The 17,918-nt window shown below is 71.7% G+C and carries 19 protein-coding genes; 10 read left to right on the forward strand and 9 right to left on the reverse strand.

Annotated elements, in window-relative coordinates:
• Positions 1 to 25: 25 nt before the first annotated feature.
• On the reverse strand, positions 26 to 1,696 hold the full coding sequence (gene hutU / locus ACEZDG_RS35970) for a urocanate hydratase (RefSeq protein WP_380518598.1): 1,671 nt from the start codon (positions 1,694 to 1,696) through the stop codon (positions 26 to 28).
• Positions 1,697 to 1,854: 158 nt separating this feature from the next.
• Here hutU and ACEZDG_RS35975 point away from each other — a divergent pair, with 158 nt between their 5' ends.
• Together ACEZDG_RS35975 and ACEZDG_RS35980 are read left to right on the forward strand one after the other, a co-directional pair.
• Positions 1,855 to 2,268 carry a DUF6325 family protein gene (locus tag ACEZDG_RS35975; protein WP_380518601.1) on the forward strand — a complete coding sequence of 138 codons (414 nt, stop codon included), beginning with the start codon at positions 1,855 to 1,857 and terminating at the stop codon, positions 2,266 to 2,268.
• A 25-nt stretch (positions 2,269 to 2,293) separates the two neighbouring features.
• Complete coding sequence (locus tag ACEZDG_RS35980; protein ID WP_380518605.1) at positions 2,294 to 2,587, forward strand: SHOCT domain-containing protein; 294 nt, start codon at positions 2,294 to 2,296, stop codon at positions 2,585 to 2,587.
• A 106-nt stretch (positions 2,588 to 2,693) separates the two neighbouring features.
• Here ACEZDG_RS35980 and ACEZDG_RS35985 read toward each other — a convergent pair whose 3' ends face one another.
• Positions 2,694 to 3,269, reverse strand: a complete 576-nt coding sequence (locus ACEZDG_RS35985) for a hypothetical protein (protein WP_380518609.1) — start codon at positions 3,267 to 3,269, stop codon at positions 2,694 to 2,696.
• 111 nt (positions 3,270 to 3,380) lie between these two features.
• On the reverse strand, positions 3,381 to 4,277 hold the full coding sequence (locus tag ACEZDG_RS35990) for a MurR/RpiR family transcriptional regulator (RefSeq protein ID WP_380518613.1): 897 nt from the start codon (positions 4,275 to 4,277) through the stop codon (positions 3,381 to 3,383).
• Between the two features lie 189 nt (positions 4,278 to 4,466).
• On the opposite strand from ACEZDG_RS35990, the gene ACEZDG_RS35995 reads away from it, so the two are divergent.
• Complete coding sequence (locus ACEZDG_RS35995) at positions 4,467 to 4,859, forward strand: hypothetical protein (protein WP_380518616.1); 393 nt, start codon at positions 4,467 to 4,469, stop codon at positions 4,857 to 4,859.
• 29 nt (positions 4,860 to 4,888) lie between these two features.
• Here ACEZDG_RS35995 and hutH read toward each other — a convergent pair whose 3' ends face one another.
• A complete protein-coding gene (hutH, locus tag ACEZDG_RS36000; RefSeq protein WP_380518620.1) occupies positions 4,889 to 6,457 on the reverse strand; it encodes a histidine ammonia-lyase in 1,569 nt (522 codons plus the stop codon).
• A 64-nt stretch (positions 6,458 to 6,521) separates the two neighbouring features.
• Between hutH and fdhD the strand changes: the two genes are divergently transcribed.
• Positions 6,522 to 7,349 carry a formate dehydrogenase accessory sulfurtransferase FdhD gene (gene fdhD / locus ACEZDG_RS36005; RefSeq protein WP_380518624.1) on the forward strand — a complete coding sequence of 276 codons (828 nt, stop codon included), beginning with the start codon at positions 6,522 to 6,524 and terminating at the stop codon, positions 7,347 to 7,349.
• Here fdhD and ACEZDG_RS36010 read toward each other — a convergent pair whose 3' ends face one another.
• The 3 genes from ACEZDG_RS36010 to ACEZDG_RS36020 all read right to left on the reverse strand — a co-directional run bounded on the left by ACEZDG_RS36010 (position 7,350) and on the right by ACEZDG_RS36020 (position 11,255).
• On the reverse strand, positions 7,350 to 9,086 hold the full coding sequence (locus ACEZDG_RS36010) for a GGDEF domain-containing protein (RefSeq protein ID WP_380518627.1): 1,737 nt from the start codon (positions 9,084 to 9,086) through the stop codon (positions 7,350 to 7,352).
• Between the two features lie 78 nt (positions 9,087 to 9,164).
• Entirely contained in the window at positions 9,165 to 10,265 is a 1,101-nt protein-coding gene (locus ACEZDG_RS36015) for an adenylate/guanylate cyclase domain-containing protein (RefSeq protein WP_380518663.1), read from the reverse strand.
• Between the two features lie 144 nt (positions 10,266 to 10,409).
• Entirely contained in the window at positions 10,410 to 11,255 is an 846-nt protein-coding gene (locus ACEZDG_RS36020) for a biotin--[acetyl-CoA-carboxylase] ligase (protein WP_380518630.1), read from the reverse strand.
• Positions 11,256 to 11,390: 135 nt separating this feature from the next.
• Between ACEZDG_RS36020 and ACEZDG_RS36025 the strand changes: the two genes are divergently transcribed.
• From ACEZDG_RS36025 to mmpB, 3 genes are read left to right on the forward strand one after another with little or no spacing between them, the layout of a single operon-like run.
• Positions 11,391 to 12,983, forward strand: a complete 1,593-nt coding sequence (locus tag ACEZDG_RS36025) for an acyl-CoA carboxylase subunit beta (protein ID WP_380518633.1) — start codon at positions 11,391 to 11,393, stop codon at positions 12,981 to 12,983.
• Positions 12,984 to 12,991: 8 nt separating this feature from the next.
• Positions 12,992 to 13,201: an acyl-CoA carboxylase subunit epsilon gene (locus tag ACEZDG_RS36030; RefSeq protein WP_380518636.1), complete on the forward strand. Its 210-nt coding sequence runs from the start codon at positions 12,992 to 12,994 to the stop codon at positions 13,199 to 13,201.
• Between the two features lie 49 nt (positions 13,202 to 13,250).
• On the forward strand, positions 13,251 to 13,379 hold the full coding sequence (gene mmpB / locus ACEZDG_RS36035; RefSeq protein WP_380518639.1) for a morphogenic membrane protein MmpB: 129 nt from the start codon (positions 13,251 to 13,253) through the stop codon (positions 13,377 to 13,379).
• Here mmpB and ACEZDG_RS36040 read toward each other — a convergent pair whose 3' ends face one another.
• Positions 13,380 to 14,081 carry an alpha/beta hydrolase family protein gene (locus ACEZDG_RS36040; RefSeq protein WP_380518642.1) on the reverse strand — a complete coding sequence of 234 codons (702 nt, stop codon included), beginning with the start codon at positions 14,079 to 14,081 and terminating at the stop codon, positions 13,380 to 13,382.
• Between the two features lie 29 nt (positions 14,082 to 14,110).
• On the opposite strand from ACEZDG_RS36040, the gene ACEZDG_RS36045 reads away from it, so the two are divergent.
• A complete protein-coding gene (locus ACEZDG_RS36045) occupies positions 14,111 to 14,710 on the forward strand; it encodes a nucleoside triphosphate pyrophosphatase (protein ID WP_380518645.1) in 600 nt (199 codons plus the stop codon).
• Between the two features lie 41 nt (positions 14,711 to 14,751).
• Complete coding sequence (locus ACEZDG_RS36050) at positions 14,752 to 15,480, forward strand: hypothetical protein (RefSeq protein WP_380518647.1); 729 nt, start codon at positions 14,752 to 14,754, stop codon at positions 15,478 to 15,480.
• On the opposite strand, the gene ACEZDG_RS36055 is transcribed toward ACEZDG_RS36050, so the two are convergent.
• Positions 15,431 to 15,844: a hypothetical protein gene (locus ACEZDG_RS36055; protein ID WP_380518650.1), complete on the reverse strand. Its 414-nt coding sequence runs from the start codon at positions 15,842 to 15,844 to the stop codon at positions 15,431 to 15,433. The two genes, ACEZDG_RS36050 and ACEZDG_RS36055, sit on opposite strands and share 50 nt — an antisense overlap.
• Positions 15,845 to 16,030: 186 nt before the next feature.
• On the opposite strand from ACEZDG_RS36055, the gene ACEZDG_RS36060 reads away from it, so the two are divergent.
• On the forward strand, positions 16,031 to 17,773 hold the full coding sequence (locus ACEZDG_RS36060; protein WP_380518653.1) for an acetyl/propionyl/methylcrotonyl-CoA carboxylase subunit alpha: 1,743 nt from the start codon (positions 16,031 to 16,033) through the stop codon (positions 17,771 to 17,773).
• The last annotated feature ends 145 nt before the right edge of the window (positions 17,774 to 17,918 follow it).

Below are 17,918 nucleotides of genomic sequence, written 5' to 3' on the forward strand. Positions count from 1 at the left end.
GCGGAGCCGAGCTTCTCCTCGATGCTCACTGGCCCTCGCGCATCGGGATCCGGACGTTGCGCTCGGCGGCGACCTCCACCGCGCTGTCGTAACCGGCGTCGACATGGCGGATGACGCCCATGCCGGGGTCGTTGGTGAGCACCCGGCGGATCTTCTCGCCCGCCAGCCTGGTGCCGTCCGCCACGGTGACCTGCCCGGCGTGGATGCTGCGGCCGATGCCGACCCCGCCGCCGTGGTGGATGGAGACCCAGGACGCGCCGGAGGCCACATTGACCATGGCGTTCAGCAGCGGCCAGTCGGCGATCGCGTCCGAGCCGTCCAGCATCGCCTCGGTCTCCCGGTAGGGGGAGGCCACCGAGCCGCAGTCCAGGTGGTCCCGGCCGATCACCAGCGGCGCGGAGACGGTGCCGTCGGCGACCATCTCGTTGAAGCGCTCACCGGCCTTGTCGCGCTCGCCGTAGCCGAGCCAGCAGATCCGGGCCGGCAGGCCCTGGAACTGGACCCGCTCGCCGGCCATCTTCATCCAGCGGGCCAAGGACTCGTTCTCGGGGAAGAGGTCGAGCACCGCCTTGTCGGTGGCGGCGATGTCCTTGGGGTCGCCGGAGAGGGCGGCCCAGCGGAACGGGCCCTTGCCCTCGCAGAACAGCGGCCTGATGTAGGCGGGAACGAAGCCGGGGAAGTCGAACGCCCGGGTGTAGCCCGCGAGTTGGGCCTCGCCGCGGATCGAGTTGCCGTAGTCGAAGACCTCGGCGCCCTTGTCCTGGAAGCCGACCATCGCCTCCACGTGCTTGGCCATGGACTCACGGGCCCGGGTGGTGAACTCGGCCGGCTTCTCGGCGGCGTAGGTCGCCATGTCGTGGAAGTCCACGCCGACCGGCAGGTACGCCAGCGGGTCGTGGGCGCTGGTCTGGTCGGTGACGATGTCGATCGGCGCGTCCATCGCCAGCAGCTGCGGGACCAGTTCGGCGGCGTTGCCGAGCAGGCCGATGGACAGCGGCCTGCGCTGGTCGCGGGCCTCGACGGCCAGCTCCAGGGCGTGCTTCAGGCTGGTGGCCTCGACGTCCAGGTAGCGGTGCTCGATCCGGCGGGTGATCCGGGACTGGTCGCAGTCGATGCAGATCGCCACGCCGTCGTTCATGGTGACCGCGAGCGGCTGGGCGCCGCCCATGCCGCCGAGGCCGGCGGTCAGGGTGATCGTCCCGGCCAGCGTCCCGTTGAACTTCTTGGCGGCGACCGCGGCGAAGGTCTCGTAGGTGCCCTGCAGGATGCCCTGGGTGCCGATGTAGATCCAGGAACCGGCGGTCATCTGCCCGTACATGGTGAGGCCGAGGTGCTCCAGACGGCGGAACTCCTCCCAGTTGGCCCAGTCGCCGACCAGGTTGGAGTTGGCCAGCAGCACCCGCGGGGCCCACTCGTGGGTCTGCATCACACCGACCGGCCGACCCGACTGGACCAGCATGGTCTCGTCCTGCTTCAGCGTCTGCAGGGTGCGGACCATGGCGTCGAAGCTGCGCCAGTCGCGGGCCGCCTTGCCGGTGCCGCCGTAGACGACCAGCTTGTCGGGGTGCTCGGCCACCTCCGGGTCGAGGTTGTTCATGAGCATGCGCAGGGCGGCCTCCTGCTGCCACCCCTGGGTGCTGAGGGTGTTGCCGCGGGCCGCGCGTACCGGTCGCGGGCCGCTCTGGTGCTGCGTCATGACTCTCCCGACCTGTCGGTGGATGGTTCCATTCAGATGCTTCTTCTCTGAAGATATCCAATCATGCAGGGCGGCACCAGAGGCAGAGAGTCCGCTATGTCCACTTGATTGCTATATGGACCATATGCTGACTCCTACCGAACCGAGAGGAGAGCCCCGTGGGCCCTGTGGAATTCCTGGTGCTCGCCTTCCCCGGCGAGCGGATCGGCCCGGACGTGGTGGCACCCCTCACGGCGCTGCGGAGGTCCGGCGGGGTGCGGGTGATCGACACGCTGGTGGTGGTCAAGGCCGCGGACGGCAGTGTCAGCGCCGCCGAACTGGCCGAGTTCGAGCACCTCAAGGACGTGGCCCCGGCCGGCGACTCGCTCAATCTGATGGGCGAGGAGGACGCGGCCGAGGCCGCCGAACTGCTGGAGCCCGGCAGCAGCGCGCTGCTGATCCTGGTCGAGCACGTCTGGGCGTCCGAGGCCGCCGAGGCGTTCCGCAGCGCGGGCGGACGCGTCGCCGCGTCGGTACGGATCCCGCCGGAGCACATCACCGAAGCGCACCAGGCGCTCGCCAACGCAAGCTAGGGAAGTAGCCGTCATGTTCCGACCGATGCGACCCGTCATCGTCCGCCGTCCGCTGGGCGCCCCGCTGCTGCGCGGCGCGATCGTCGGCGGCGCGGCCTACGGCATGGGCCGGAGGTCCGCGCGCAACGCCCAGCAGGACGCCGACCAGGACCAGGCCATCGCCGACCTGGAGGCCAGGAACGCCCCGCCGCGGCCCGCCGCGCCGGCGGCCGGCGGCGAGCTGACGGACCAGCTGGCCCAGCTCGGCCAGATGGTCCAACAGGGCCTGCTCACCCCGGAGGAGTTCGCCGCGGCGAAGGCCAAGCTGCTCGCGGGCTGACCCGCCGCCAGGAACGGCCGTGCCCCCGGAGTCTGCGCCGGGGGCACGGTCCTGCGGCCGGGCGCCGCCACCGGGCAGGCCCGGCTTCGGTCAGGCCCGGCTTCGGTCAGGCCCGGCGGACGCGTCCGGCGCCGCGGACCACCGGGCGGCGCACCTGGCCCGCGGCCGGCCCGGTCCCGGCGAAGGCGCCGATCCGGCTGCGCCGGCCGAGCAGTCGGCCGTCCTCGGTCCTGGCCCAGAGCAGGGTCTCGTGCGAGCGCTCCCAGCGGGCCTGCAGCCGGGTGGCGCAGAACAGCCCGAAGCCGTAGCCGAACACCAGCATCCCGGCGGCCGGTCCGGCCGTCAGCCCGAGCGCGCTGGTCAGCGACATGCCGACGACCAGCCACAGCGCATGGCCCCGGGCCAGCCGCTGCCTGGTCTCCGCCGGGGGCTCCAGGGTGACCGCGAACGCGGCCTTCTCCACGGCCTTGGCCCGGCCCCCGTACCAGCGGAACCGCTGCAGCAGTCCGATCAGGGTGAACAGCACGAAGGCCGCGGCGCCGATCATCAGCCCCCGCCGGACGCCGGTCAGGCTGGGGACGATCAGCCCCGCCACCGCGCCGACCAAGCCGATCCACAGCAGCGTGCGTGCCACCGCCCCGCGGACCACCACCACACGCGCCAACGCATAGGTACCGCGCATCGGAACCCTCCCAGCCTCCGAACCGTCACAATCTGGCGGGACAATAGCGCGCGAGGGTGAGGATTGGCTGAAAGACCGGAAGACCGTTGCGGCGGCCTGCCAAGGAAGCGGTCAGCCGACGAAGAGGCCGCGACCCGCCGCCGCCTGCTCGAACTCCTCCAGCCGGGACACCGCCCCGGGCAGTTCGTCGCACATCGCCTGCAGCAGCACCCGTCCCAGCATCATCGGCGCGCAGGCGGTGTCGAAGATCAGACTGGAGCCCACCGCCGCCGGCAGCATCAGGTCGGTCAGCCCGGCGACCGGGGCGAACGCGCTGTCCGCCACGGTGACCACGGTCAGCCCGGCCCGCTTGGCCGCGGTCAGCGCCTCCAGCAGCTCACGCGGGTGCCGGGGCAGCGCGAAGCAGATCAGCGTGGTCGCGCCGGCCTGCGCCGCCTGCTCGATCCGGTCCAGCAGCATGCTGCCGCCCTCGTTCAGCAGGCGCACGTCCGGGTGCACCTTGGCCGCGAAGTAGGCGAAGCCGTGCGCCTGCGCGGCCCCCGCCCGCAGGCCCAGCACCAGCAGCGGACGCGAGGCGGCCAGCAGCCGGGCCGCCCTGAGCACCGGCTCCGGGTCGGCCAGCACCGAGGCCAGGTGCTGCAGATTGGCGATCTCGGTGAGCACCGCCTGCTGCTGCTCATTGCGGACCACGTCGTGCTGGGTCTCCCGGCGGGCGTCCACCGCGTCCGGGTCGCCCAGGCCGAGTTCGCGCAACTGCTTGCGCAGGGCCGGGTAGCCGTCGAAGCCGAGAGCGACCGCGAAGCGGGTGACCGAGGGCTGGCTGACCCCCGCCAGCTCGGCGACCTCGACGCTGGACAGGAACGGCGCCTCGGCCGCGTTGCGCACCAGGCTGTGGGCGATACGACGCTGGGTGGGCGTCAGCCGGTGCCCGTCGAACAGGCGGAGCAGCCTGCCGGAGGGACCCGGCGCGATCGCATCCGTCTCGGTGAGTGGCGGTGTGGTGGGCATCGCACTCCCCTCCTCGGCTCTTCTTGGGCTCTTCTGGGCAGTGGACCTGACATTCACTCTGCGTTGACTCTGCATGACTCCATGCAGAGTCGGCAAGTGCCGTCTTGACAGCCGGACGGCCCTGACCTTTCCCTGACTCGACCCTGAGACGGGGGTCCAGGAGGCCGCCGACTCCCTACGCTCAATGGCATGCAGACCAGTGACAGCGAGATCAAGAAGGATCTTCGGGCCACGGCCCACACGGCACGGGAACTGGGCCCCGAGTACGAGGACGAGGTCCTGGACGGCTTTCTGCAGCGTCTCGACCAGCGGCTCGACGCCCATATCGCGGTGCGGGTGCGCCGCGAGCTGGGCCGGGACGGGGCCCCGGCCCAGGCCCCGGCCGCCCGCCAGCAGCAACGGAACTGGGGCCTCGGCATCTTCCAGTACGTCTCGCTGGTGGCGGCGATCCCGCTGTCGGCGATCGGGGCGAACTTCGCCCAGGCCGGCGGCCTGGTGATCGTCTGGAGCGGGATCGTCGGCCTCAACTTCGTCCAGGCCCGCAGCCAGCGGTACGAGGAGCGGCACCGGGACGACCGCTGAGCAGTCGTCACGGCGCCGCCGACGGTGCGTCAGGCCAGCGGCCCGGTGACCGCCTCGACAGCCGCGACCAGGCCGCCGCCGGCCACGAAGAGCTCGGCCGCGTCCAGGTCCGGGGACAGGAAGCGGTCGGTGCCGGGGCCGCCGACGCCGGCCGCGCGGGCGGCGGCAAGGGCAGCGGCGGTGGCCGGGGCGAGCGGGCCGCTGCCGGTGTTGACGCGGATCTCCAGGGCCCGGGCCGAGGCGGTGAGCTCCACCGCGAGGATCCGGGCCAGGTTGTCCACCGACTGGCGCAGCTTGCGGGCGGCGGACCAGCCCATCGAGACATGGTCCTCCTGCATCGCCGAGGAGGGGATGGAGTCCACCGAGGCCGGCACCGCGAGCCGCTTGTTCTCGCTGACCAGCGCCGCCTGGGTGTACTGAGCGATCATCAGGCCCGAGTCCAGGCCGGGGTCGTCCGCGAGGAACGGCGGCAGGCCGTGCGAGCGGTTCTTGTCCAGCAGCCGGTCGGTGCGGCGCTCGGCGATGGAGCCGAGGTCGGCGGCGGCGATGGCCAGGAAGTCCAGCACATAGGCCACCGGGGCGCCGTGGAAGTTGCCGTTGGACTCGACCCGGCCGTCGGGCAGCACCACCGGGTTGTCCACCGCGGCGGCCAGCTCGCGCTCGGCGACCAGGGCGGCATGGGTCAGCGTGTCCCGGCCGGCTCCGGCCACCTGCGGGGCGCAGCGGACCGAGTAGGCGTCCTGCACCCTTGGCGCGTCGTCCTGGTGATGGCCGGTCAGGCCGGAGCCCGCCAGCACCTTGAGCATATTGGCGGCGCTGGCGCCCTGGCCCGGGTGCGGCCGGATCGCGTGCAGCTCGGGCAGCAGCACCTTCTCGGTGCCGAGCAGGGCCTCCAGCGACATCGCGGCGGTGATGTCGGCGGTGCTGAACAGCCGGCCCAGGTCGGCGATGGCCAGCAGCAGCATGCCGAGCATGCCGTCGGTGCCGTTGATCAGGGCCAGGCCCTCCTTCTCGGCCAGTTCCACCGGAGTGATCCCGGCCTCGCCGAGCAGCTCGCCGGCCGGACGGACCTCGCCGTCGGGACCGTACGCCAGGCCCTCGCCCATCAGGGTGAGCGCGCAGTGCGACAGCGGGGCCAGGTCGCCGGAGCAGCCGAGCGAGCCGTACTCGCGGACCACCGGGGTGATCCCGGCGTTGAGGATCGCGGCCATGGTCTCGGCGACCAGCGGGCGCACCCCGGTCCGGCCCGAGGCGAGGGTCTTCAGCCGCAGGAACATCAGCGCCCTGGTGACCTCGCGCTCGACCTGCGGGCCCATGCCCGCGGCATGCGAGCGGACCAGCGAGCGCTGCAGCTGGGCCCGCAGCGGGCGCTCGATCCACCGGACGGCGAGGGCGCCGAAGCCGGTGGACACCCCGTAGACGGGCCGGGCCTCGGCGGCCAGGGCGTCGATGCGGGCCCGGGAGCCCGCCATCTCCGCGAGCGCGTCACCGGAGATCTCGATGCGGGCGTTCCCGCGGGCGACGGCGATCACGTCCGCCGGAGAGACGTCCGCCTTGCCGACGACGACCTTGCCGTCCACCACGTTGTGCATATCCATATGCATTATGACAGCAGGTGAATGGCAATATGACAACCAGGCCGGGCCGGATACCGTGGACGGCATGGGACGAACGACGACGCGCCGCCGCGTGGTGCGGCTGCAGGACCTGAAGAGCAGCGTCCGGCCGGACACCCTCGCGGCCGAGGAGCCGCTGGAGATCCGGATCGGCGGCGAGGCGCTGACCGTCACCATGCGCACCCCGGGACACGACTTCGACCTGGTGGCCGGCTTCCTGGTGAGCGAAGGGCTGGTCGCGGGCCCGGACGAGCTCACCGCCCTGCGCTACTGCGCCGGCACCGACGCGGACGGACTGAATACCTACAACGTGATCGACGCCGCGCTGCGGGGCGGCGGCGCCGCGCCGGTCTCGCTGCACCGCAACCTGCTGACCTCCAGCGCCTGCGGCATCTGCGGCCGGGAGACCATCGAGTCGATCCGCACCCGGGTGCCGTACGACCTGGCCGCCGACCCGCTGCGGATCGGTCCCGACACCCTCTACGGCCTGCCGGACACCCTGCGGGCCGCGCAGAAGGTGTTCGACTCCACCGGCGGCCTGCACGCGGCCGGCCTGTTCAGCGCCACCGGCGAACTGCTCTGCCTGCGCGAGGACGTGGGACGGCACAACGCCGTCGACAAGGTGGTCGGCTGGGCGCTCCGCGAGGACCGGCTGCCGCTGCGCGGACACCTGCTGATGGTCAGTGGGCGGGCCTCGTTCGAGCTGACCCAGAAGGCCGCGATGGCCGGACTCCCGCTCCTCGCCGCCGTCTCCGCACCCTCCTCCCTCGCCGTGGACCTGGCCACCGACCTGGGGCTGACCCTGGTCGGCTTCCTCCGCGACCGCAGCGCCAACGTCTACAGCGCCGCGGAACGGATCACCGTCGCCGACTGATCAGCCGGGCGGGGAGGCCGGGCCGGACAGGGCCACCGCGATCAGGGCCCGCAGCACCGGGCCCAGCGCGGCGAAGGACAGGGTCGAGTCGTCGGCGAAGAGCTCGATCAGCCAGCCCCCGGCCGGGTTGTGGCCGCCCGCCGCCAGCACCGCGCGGTAGCCGCCGACCAGCAGCACCGCCTCCTCCGCCGGGTCGTTGCCGGGGACGCCCACCCGCATGCTGAAGGCCCCGCCGCGCACCGCCTGCGCGGTGAGCGGGTAGGCGCGCAGGTCGAAGACGGCGTCGGGGGCCTCGTTGATCGCCCGCTGGACCTGGGCCCTGATGCTGCCCGGGCCCCGGGTCATCCGGCGGACGCCGTAGTGGGCGGTGCGCATCTGCGCGGTGCCGGGCGGGACGTAGGAGATCCACCAGGACACCGCGTCCAGCAGCCGGGCCGAGGTCTCGGCGACCACCTCAAGGCGGCCGAGGGTGTCGCCGGGATGCACCCGGCGCGTCGGCTGCTCATCGTCGAGAGCACCGATCACAGCCGAGAGCAGCAGTCCGGGTTCGGCACTGTGTCGGGCTCCCCTGAACCGCCGCCGCTCGTTCTTCCGGCCCCCCACGTCGCTCCGCGGATCGGCCGCGCCCTCCGCCAGCCGTACCGTCGGATCCGGGGCCTGCCCCCGGCCGGCCACCACCGGGTGCGCGGCCTGCCCGGCCTTGGCCCGGTACTGCGCCGCGTCCGCCAACCGGAACAGCCGGTCCGCCGTGGTCACCGGGCCGATCGGGTCCCCGGTCGAGGCCACCCCGCAGGCCACGCCCTCGCCCTGATCCAGGGTCAGCGCCTGGGCGCACAGCTCCTCGGCGACCCGGACCACCTCGTCCGCCGACACCCCCTCGGCGACCAGGCAGAACTCGTCGCCGCCGAGCCGTCCGACCACACTGCCGGGCAGCATCGCCCCGCACAGCGACAACTGGTCGGCGAAATGGGCCAGCAGCTGGTCGCCGACCTCGTGGCCCTTCTCGTCGTTGACCCGCTTCAGCCCGTTCACATCGCAGACCACCAGCGAGACCACGGTGCCGTCGGCCCGGTGCGCCTCCAGCGCGGTGTCCAGCTTGGCGTCGATCGCCCGCCGGTTGGCCAGCCCGGTCAGCGCGTCGGTGAAGGCCAGCCTGCGGACCTCCTCCAACTCCTCGCTCTGCGCCAGCCCGGCCGAGATCTGCGCGGCGAGCACCGTGGCGAAGCCGGCGTCCTCGTCGCTGAACACCGGGGCGCCGGCCTTGCGGGCCAGGTAGAGCTCGCCCCAGGCCCGGCCCCGCAGCAGGATCGGCGCGACCAGGCAGCAGCCCCGGCCCCGGCGCCGCAGCGAGGCCGCGCGCTCCCGGCAGGCGGGGCCGTCCGGGCTGTCGTCCACGCTCTGCGCCCAGGCCCGGGGCAGGCCGTCGACGGTCCAGGGCTCGCCCAGGCCCTTCTGCGCCAGGAACCGGGCGATCTCCGGGTATTCGGCCAGCGCGTAGGACTCGTCCTCCGGCAGCTCCTCCTCACCCGCCGCGAGCAGGCCGTTGTTGACCAGCACCCGCAGCCGCCCGGTGTCCCGTTCCCAGACCGAGACCGCCCCCATGTCGGCGTCCAGCGCCTCCCGCGCCCGCCGGGCCGCGACCTGCACCGCCTCGATCCGGGTCTGTGCGGCGGACATCGCCTGGGCGAGTCCGACCACCGCCCGCAACCGCGCGTCCGCGCCGCCCGTCCCGCTCACCTCTGGCCGCCTTCCCGCGGCCCACCGAGTGACCGTCAGTCACCAGCGTAGGTACATTTCTGACATACCGCCGGAAGCTCAGCCGCCGTTGTACGCCGACCTGCGGCTCAGCAGCCAGGGCTCGACCAGGCCGAGCCCGCGCACCGGGCGCCGCCACATCGGCGCGAGGCCGAACCGGTACGCGGCCTCCGGCTCGTCCACCACCAGCGCCCGGTCCCCCGGGGCGATCCCCACCGAGGCCACCGCGGACAGCGCGTCGGCCGCCCCGGGCAGCAGCCCGAGACCGCCGCCGGCCCCGGACGGCGCGACCGCGCCCTCGCGCTCCAGCGCCGCCGCCATCTCCCCGTCCACCAGCACCGCGTCCTTGGGGGCGATCGAGGTGAGCCGGCTGGCCAGGTTCACGGTGGTTCCGAACACATCCCCCATCCGGGTGGTGACCGTGCCGAAGGCCATGCCGACCCGCAGCGCGGGCATGGAGTCGTCCTTGCCCAGCGTCTCCACCAGGGCCAGTCCGATCTCGGCCGCGGTGCCGGCGTCCTCGGAGACATAGAGGATCTCGTCGCCCAGCGTCTTCACCAGCCGCCCGCCGCGCCCGGCCACGATGTCCGCGCAGGTGATCTCGAAGTTCTCGACCAGCTCACCCAGTTCCTCGTCCTCCAGCCGGCGCGAGAGCCGGGTGAAGCCGACCAGGTCGGCGAAGCCGACGGCGAGCCGCCCGCTCTGCATGTCCTCGTCCTCGGCGGCCTGCACCACCCGCCCGGTCACCGCCGCCAGCTGCCGCCGCCAGACGTACACCAGGAACTGCTCCAGCTCCGGCAGCAGCAGCTCCACCAGCGGGTAGGCCACCTCGGAGCGGGTCAGCCCGGGCTCGGTGGACGAGGTCAGATGCTCCAGGAAGGTGTCGATCTGCCACTCGGCCAGCCGCGCCGTGGTCTGCCCGGTGGACCGGGCCACCTGGATCGCCATCGGCTCGCTCAGCAGCCCGGCCTCGACCAGGCCCGACAGCCGCCGCAGCGCGATCACGTCCGCGTCGGTCAGCGCCCGCGACTGGCCGATGTCGGCGAAGCCCATGGCCCGCCAGAACCGCGAGGCCAGCTCCATCGACACACCCGCCGCGCGGGCCGCCTGGAACGGCGTGTACTGCCGCTCCGAGTCCAGGATCAGCTGCTCCAGCTGCATCGGGACGGAGATCTCGCCGCCCTCGAACTCGCCGTCCTCGTCGCCCACCTGTCCACCCTCGCGCTCACGCCCTGTGGCCTTGCTCACACCGCCGCCCGCACGAATCCTCGCACGGATTCCCGCCGCCCGGGGCATCACTCCAGGTTAGAAGGTGTCCTCCGACCGTCCACGAACATGGACCACGTCCCCCGCGCCGACCGCCGTGGTCGGTCCCCCGCCGTCCCTGACGACCAGTCTGCCGTCCCCGTCCACGCCCACCGCCTCGCCGGTCAGCTCCCGTCCGCCGGGCAGCTCCACCCGCACCTCGCGGCCCAGCGTGGCGCACTGCAGCTCGTACGCCGCCCGCAGCCCGCTGACCTCGGGATCGCCCTCGGCCGCCACCCACTCCTGGTACAGCTCCTCGAAGGTGCGCAGCACGGCCCGCAGCAGCGTCTCCCGGTCGGTCACCGCACTGCCCGCCAGCAGCAGCGAGCCGGCCCCCGGCACCGGCAGCTCCTCCGCGCGCAGGCTGACATTCAGCCCGAGCCCGACCACCACCGCGTCCCCGGCCAGCTCCGCCAGGATCCCGCCCAGCTTCCGCTCCTCGCCGTCCACCGCGACCAGAAGGTCGTTCGGCCACTTCAGCCGCACCTCGGCGGCCCCCGCCTGGCCCAGCGCCGACGCCGCGGAGACCCCGACCAGCAGCGGCAGCCAGCCCCAGCGCTCCTTGGGCACCTCGGGGCGCAGCAGCAGCGACAAGAAGATCCCGGACCTGGCCGGCGCGCTCCAGCGCCGCTCCAGCCGCCCGCGCCCCGCCGTCTGCTCCTCCGCGACCAGTACCGTCCCGGCCGGCGCTCCCCCGACCGCTGCCGCCACCAGGTCGCTGTTGGTGGATCCGGTCTCCGGCACCACCCGCACCGAGGTCCACAGCCCGCCGGGCCGCACCAGCGCCCGCTCCAGCGCCGCCCCGCGCAGCGGCGGCCGATCCAGATCACTCCAGGGAGAAGTCATGGAACCACCCTATGACCCCGGTCACTCCCCGTATCCGCCACATGCCTGTCATGACTACGCTACTGAACGGAAACCTCACCCGTTGGTGCCGGCGGAGCTGCCGGTACTACCCCCTCCTGACGGGAGTCGCGCCGGATGTCCCACGCCGAAATCGCCAATGAGGGCGCGGCCCACACCACTGCCGGCAAGATCGCGGATCTGAGAAGGCGGCTCGACGAGGCCACCCACTCGGGTTCCGCCCGCGCCATCGAGAAGCAGCACGCCAAGGGCAAGCTGACCGCCCGCGAGCGGGTCGCCCTGCTGCTCGACCAGGACTCCTTCGTCGAGTTCGACGAGTTCGCCCGGCACCGCTCCACCAACTTCGGCCAGGAGAAGACCCGCCCCTACGGCGACGGCGTGGTGACCGGCTACGGCACCGTGGACGGCCGTCAGGTCGCGGTCTTCGCCCAGGACTTCACCGTCTTCGGCGGCTCCCTCGGCGAGGTCTTCGGCGAGAAGATCGTCAAGGTCATGGACTTCGCCCTGAAGACCGGCTGCCCCATGATCGGCATCAACGACTCCGGCGGCGCCCGGATCCAGGAGGGAGTGGCCTCCCTCGGCCTGTACGGCGAGATCTTCCGCCGCAATGTCCTGGCCTCCGGCGTGATCCCGCAGATCTCCCTGATCATGGGCCCCTGCGCCGGCGGCGCGGTGTACTCCCCGGCGATCACCGACTTCGTCGTGATGGCCGACCAGACCTCGCACATGTTCATCACCGGCCCCGACGTGATCAAGACCGTCACCGGCGAGGACGTCGGCATGGAGGAGCTGGGCGGCGCCCGCACCCACAACTCCAAGTCCGGTGTGGCGCACCACCTGGCCTCGGACGAGAAGGAAGCCGTCGACTACGTCAAGGCCCTCCTGTCCTACCTCCCCTCCAACAACCTCGAAGAGCCCCCTGCCTTCCCCGAGGAAGCGGACCTCAGCACCACCCCCCTGGACCTGGAACTGGACGAGATCGTCCCCGACTCGGCCAACCAGCCCTACGACATGATCAAGGTCATCGGGCACCTGCTGGACGAGGGCGAGTTCCTGGAGACCCAGTCCCTGTTCGCGCCCAACATGGTCACCGGCTTCGGCCGGGTCGAGGGCCATGCCGTCGGCGTGGTCGCCAACCAGCCGATGCAGTTCGCCGGCTGCCTGGACATCGACGCCTCCGAGAAGGCCGCCCGCTTCGTCCGCACCTGCGACGCCTTCAACATCCCGGTGCTCACCTTCGTCGACGTCCCCGGCTTCCTGCCCGGCACCGACCAGGAGTGGGACGGCATCATCCGCCGCGGCGCCAAGCTGATCTACGCCTACGCCGAGGCCACCGTCCCGCTGATCACCGTGATCACCCGCAAGGCCTTCGGCGGCGCCTACGACGTGATGGGCTCCAAGCACCTGGGGGCGGACCTCAACCTGGCCTGGCCGACCGCCCAGATCGCGGTGATGGGCGCCCAGGGCGCCGTCAACATCCTGCACCGCGCCGACCTCGCCGCCGCCTCCGACAAGGACGCCCGCCGGGCCGAGCTGATCCAGGCCTACGAGGACACCCTGCTGAACCCCTATGTGGCGGCCGAGCGCGGCTACATCGACGCGGTCGTCATGCCCTCCGAAACCCGCCAGCACATCGTCAAGGGCCTCCGCGCCCTGCGCAACAAGCGCGAAGTACTGCCGCCCAAGAAGCACGGCAACATCCCCCTCTAAGGAGAGCCATGCCCCCGATCAAGGTCCTGCACGGCCGACCCAGCCCCGAGGAGCTCGCCGCCGTCCTGGCGGTGGTCTCGGCCCGGGCGGCTGCCAACGCCGCCCGGACCGCCGAGGACGCCCCCGCCACCGAGTGGACCTCCCGGGCCCGCACCCTGCGCATCCCGCGCCGCCCCGGCCCCACCACCTGGCGCACCGCCGGCTGGGCCCACAACTGAGTACCCGTACTCATGCGCCGGACGGGGCCCGCGTTGCACCCTGGAAGGCATGCTGTGGTCCGACCCCGTCGACGAGACCGCGCAGGAGCGACGCCGCCAACGAGCGCTCCTGCGCCACGCCGGGGTGCTCATCGCCGTCCTGGCCGTCCTGATCATGGCCCTCGTCATGGGCTGGTGATCAGGACGGCGGCGCATACGTCCGGATGAACGCGTCGAAGTCGGCCTTGGCCTTCGAATCGGCCAATACGGCACTGGCATGCCCCGACCCCGGATAGACCTTCAGCACCTTGTGCGCCGACCCGCAAACCCGACTGAGCTCAGCGACCCCATCCGCAAAGTCGGAATCCCCCTGATCCACCATGAACTGCACCGGCATCCTCAACTGCTTCACCGCGTTCAACGCGTTGTCGCCGCCGTAGGACTCCGGGGCGCTCAGGCTGACCACCGCGGCCACCGGCAGCGGCTCCGGCAGGGACGCCGCGGTGAGCACCGCCGTCCCGCCCATCGACCCGCCGACCAGGACCACCCTGGTCGCGCCCCGGCGCTTCAACTCACCCACCGCCGCCGTCACATCCAGGTCCATGGACCCGGAACTCGTGTACGTCAGCGTCAGATAACCCTCCCCAGCAGCCTCCTTCGCAAAAGAAGACCACTCGCACAGGTCCGCCCCGCTCATATGCGCGTAGACGATGCCGACCGTGCCCTTCCCGCTCACATGGGCGTCGAACTGCGAGCCGTCCGAACTCAGTTGGACCAGGGTCTTCCACTGCGCGACGCTCAGGCAGTCGTACGGGGAGAACGCCGGCTCCGCCTTCGGCGCCGCACTCGAACACCCCGTCAGCACCACAGCCACAGCGAACAATGCAAGCCTTCTCAGCATCGGGCCAACCTAGACCAGCCCCTATCCTGATGACCATGCCCGTACCGCTGATCCTCGCCTCCGCCTCGCCCGCCCGCCTCGGTCTGCTCCGGAATGCCGGGCTTGACCCGAAAGTCATGGTCAGCGGCGTCGACGAGGATACGATCACCGCCCCCACCCCCGCCCGACTCGCCCTGCTCCTCGCCGAAGCCAAAGCGGCCACCGTCGCAGCGACGCTCACCACCCCCTCCCTGGTGATCGGCTGCGACTCGGTCCTCGACCTGGACGGGACGGCCCACGGCAAGCCCGCCGACGCCGCCGAGGCACTGCTCCGCTGGCAGTCCATGCGCGGTCGCAGCGGCGTCCTGCGGACCGGCCACTGCGTCATCGACACCGGCTCCGGCGCCCGGGCCTCGGCCACCGCCTCCACCACGGTCCGCTTCGGCTCCCCCACCGACCAGGAGCTCGCCGCCTACATCGCCACCGGCGAACCCCTGCACGTCGCAGGCGCGTTCACCCTGGACGGCCGCTCCGCCCCCTTCATCGAGGGCATCGACGGCAGCCACGGCAACGTCATCGGCCTTTCGCTCCCCCTCCTCCGCGAACTCCTGCTCGAATTGAACGTCAGGATCACCGACCTCTGGACCTGACGGACCACTACCCTGGTAGACCACAGGGGAGGGGGCAACACATGGGAGCCGGACTGCTCAGCGTCATCCTCGGCGTCGTCTCCAGCGCGCTCAGCGCCGCTGCCGCCTGGGCGCTGCAAGTCGCCCTGCGCCGCCGCAGGCTGGCCCGCAAGCAGCAGTTCTTCGGCCTCTACAACGGCACCGAGTGCCTGCTCGTGGTGAACCGCCACACCGGTTCGGTCAGCGAGAAGAGCGTCTCCCGCCGCGACGTCTTCGCCCTCATGGAACTGGCCGCGCTGGTCCAGGAGTGCGGCGCCAGGGCCGACATCGTCCCGCACAACGAGATACGCCAGGGGCTGGGCGACAAGGCGGAGTTCTGCATCGGCGGACCCGCCAGCAACTCACGCACCGCCGCCCACCTGGCCTGGCGCTTCCCCGGTGTGCTGATCGACGCCGACGCCACCCGCCCCTCCGAGTTCGCCATCCAGGTCGGAACCGACTCCTACACCTGGACCGCCCAGGCCAGCTACGTCCTGGTGGCCCGGATCTCCGCCGGCGGCCGGCCGGCCTTCCTGGTGTCCGGCCAGACGGCCACCTCCAACCAGGCCGCGGTGCACTACCTGATCTCGCACCACCTGGAGCTGATCCGCAGCCACGGCCAGAGCGGCACCTTCTGCCTGATCCTCAAGGTGGTCCAGCCCGCGGCCTACGGACCCGACATCGTCGAGCTGGTGGGCGACGTCACGGCGCAGGCGTCGGCTCCGCGTCCCGTCCTGGTCCCAACTGAATGACCAGCACCAGGAAACCCAACGTGACGATCAACACCACAAAGACAAGCACGCCCGACAACGCCAGCGTCACCGCCGCAAGCACCGCGTGCAGCACAGCACAGACAATCAGCAGAATCCTTGTGGGACGCCCCATGGCACGCCTCCGGGCCGCCATGATCGCCAGTACCGCCCCGACCACGACCAAGAAGCCCGCCAAAGTGCCCAGACCGACCCACACCCCCAGCGCCATGCGATCGGGTTCGAGCCCGCCCAGAGACATGTTCTGCCGCTTGATGCCAATACCCAGCACCAGCGCCAGGACACTGGTCACCAGCGCTTCCAGCACCAGCAGCAGAGCCGCCCCGATGGTCGCCCAGATCCTCATGTCGGCACCTTACTGATGAGTAGGCTGCTGCGGAAGAGCTGTGCCGCACGACCCGTTCCCGGGGCCCCGGCGTACCGTGGAACAACAAGAATCACCCTCCGTGTGGGCAAGCTCACCACGGGATCCGCTACACCAACTGGCCCTCGCACTCCATAAACTCATCCACGGTTCAAGAAGGGAGCCATTGTGCGCAAGGTGCTCATCGCCAACCGCGGAGAAATCGCAGTCCGCGTCGCCCGGGCCTGTCGGGACGCCGGTATCGCCAGCGTCGCCGTGTACGCCGAGCCGGACCGGGACGCACTGCATGTCAGGGCGGCCGACGAGGCCTTCGCCCTCGGCGGCGACACCCCGGCCAGCAGCTATCTCGACATCGCCAAGGTGCTCAGGGCGGCAGCCGACTCCGGCGCCGACGCCGTCCACCCCGGATACGGCTTCCTGTCCGAGAACGCCGAGTTCGCCCAGGCGGTCATCGACGCTGACCTGATCTGGATCGGCCCGCCGCCCCAGGCCATCCGCGACCTCGGCGACAAGGTCGCCGCCCGCCACATCGCCCAGCGGGCCGGCGCGCCCCTGGTCGCCGGCACCCCGGACCCGGTCGAAGGCCCCGACGAGGTCGTGGCCTTCGCCCAAGCCCACGGTCTCCCCATCGCCATCAAGGCGGCCTTCGGCGGCGGCGGCCGCGGCCTCAAGGTCGCCCGCACCCTGGAGGAAATCCCGGAGCTCTACGACTCCGCCGTCCGCGAGGCCGTAGCCGCCTTCGGCCGCGGCGAGTGCTTCGTCGAGCGCTACCTCGACAAGCCCCGCCACGTCGAGACCCAGTGCCTCGCCGACACCCACGGCAACGTCGTCGTCGTCAGCACCCGCGACTGCTCGCTCCAGCGCCGCCACCAGAAACTCGTCGAAGAGGCCCCCGCGCCCTTCCTCACCGACGAGCAGAACGCCCAGCTCTACAGCGCCTCCAAGGCCATCCTCAAGGAGGCCGGCTACGTCGGCGCCGGCACCTGCGAGTTCCTGGTCGCCAACGACGGCACCATCAGCTTCCTCGAGGTCAACACCCGCCTCCAGGTCGAACACCCGGTCACCGAAGAAGTCACCGGCATCGACCTGGTCCGTGAGCAGTTCCGCATCGCGGACAACGAAGAGCTCGGTTACGACGACCCCCCCGCCCGCGGTCACTCCTTCGAGTTCCGCATCAACGGCGAGGACCCCGGCCGCGGCTTCCTCCCGGCCCCCGGCAGCGTCACCCGCTTCTCGCCCCCCAGCGGCCCCGGCGTCCGCCTGGACAGCGGCGTGGAGACCGGCAGCGTCATCGGCCCCGCCTGGGACTCGCTCCTCGCCAAGCTGATCGTCACCGGCGCCACCCGCACCCAGGCACTCCAGCGCGCCGCCCGCGCCCTGGCCGAGTTCCAGGTCGAGGGCATGGCCACCGCCATCCCGTTCCACCGGGCCGTCGTCGCCGATCCCGCCTTCACCAGCGACCCCTTCACCATCTACACCCGCTGGATCGAGACGGACTTCGTCAACACCATCCCCGCCTTCACCCCCACCGGTGCGGACGCGGACGAACCCGACACCCGCGAAACCGTGGTGGTCGAGGTCGGCGGCAAGCGGATCGAGGTCTCACTCCCCTCCAACCTCGCCACCACCACCAGCAAGCCCGCGGCCAAGTCCAAGCGCCGCGCAGCCAACACCAAGGCCGGCTCCGCGGCCTCGGGCGACACCCTGGCGTCCCCGATGCAGGGCACCATCGTCAAGGTCGCCGTCGAAGAGGGCCAGACCGTGGCCGCGGGCGACCTCATCGTCGTCCTGGAAGCCATGAAGATGGAGCAGCCCCTCAACGCCCACAAGGCGGGCACCGTCGTCGGCCTCACCGCCGCCATCGGCGCCACCGTCACCAGCGGTGCGGCCATCTGCGAGATCAAGGACTGACCGGCCCGTCTTTCCACCCCCTCCGCACGGGAGGGGGTGGGACGGGGCGGGGTGGTCGCGGCAGGGGCCGTCAAAGCGAGAAACGGGTGCGAGCGGCGTAGAAAAGGCACCTCGACTCTTGGCACCCGTTTCGCAGCAGGCCCCA

The sequence above is a fragment of the Streptacidiphilus alkalitolerans genome (genome assembly GCF_042511045.1).
Lineage (GTDB): Bacteria > Actinomycetota > Actinomycetes > Streptomycetales > Streptomycetaceae > Streptacidiphilus > Streptacidiphilus alkalitolerans.